Origin of the sequence: Escherichia sp. WS3227_2 (genome assembly GCF_046486495.1) — a bacterium.
GTDB lineage: Bacteria > Pseudomonadota > Gammaproteobacteria > Enterobacterales > Enterobacteriaceae > Escherichia > Escherichia coli.
Genome location: NZ_JBJQLG010000058.1, coordinates 1 through 558, shown reverse-complemented (window position 1 = coordinate 558; position 558 = coordinate 1). Strand labels below are relative to the sequence as shown.

1 pseudogene is annotated in these 558 nt (G+C 62.2%); it reads left to right on the top strand.

Annotated features, from left to right (window positions below):
- Positions 1 to 558: pseudogene (locus tag ACJHXB_RS24810) on the top strand (RHS element protein); the annotation flags it as partial.

Here is a 558-nt window from a genome sequence, read left to right as displayed (position 1 = left end):
GCTTCGGCCAGATGACGGCGGTCCACCGCGAGGAAGGCATCAGCCTTTACCGCCACTATGACAACCGTGGCCGGTTAACCTCGGTGAAAGACGCACAGGGCCGTGAAACGCAGTATGAGTACAACGCCGCAGGCGACCTGACTGCCGTTATCACCCCGGGCGGCAACCGGAGCGAGACACAGTACGATGCGTGGGGAAAAGCGGTCAGCACCACGCAGGGCGGGCTGACGCGCAGTATGGAGTATGACGCGGCAGGACGTGTCGCCACGCTGACCAACGAGAACGGCAGTGACAGCGCCTTCCGTTACGACGCACTGGACCGGCTGGTACAGCAGGGCGGCTTTGACGGGCGGACGCAACGTTATCATTATGACCTGACCGGAAAACTCACGCAGAGTGAAGATGAGGGGCTTGTCACCCTCTGGCACTACGACGAATCGGACCGCCTCACTCACCGCACGGTGAACGGCGAACCGGCAGAGCAGTGGCAGTATGATGGCCACGGCTGGCTGAGAGAAATCAGCCACCTGAGCGAAGGCCACCGTGTGGCGGTCCACT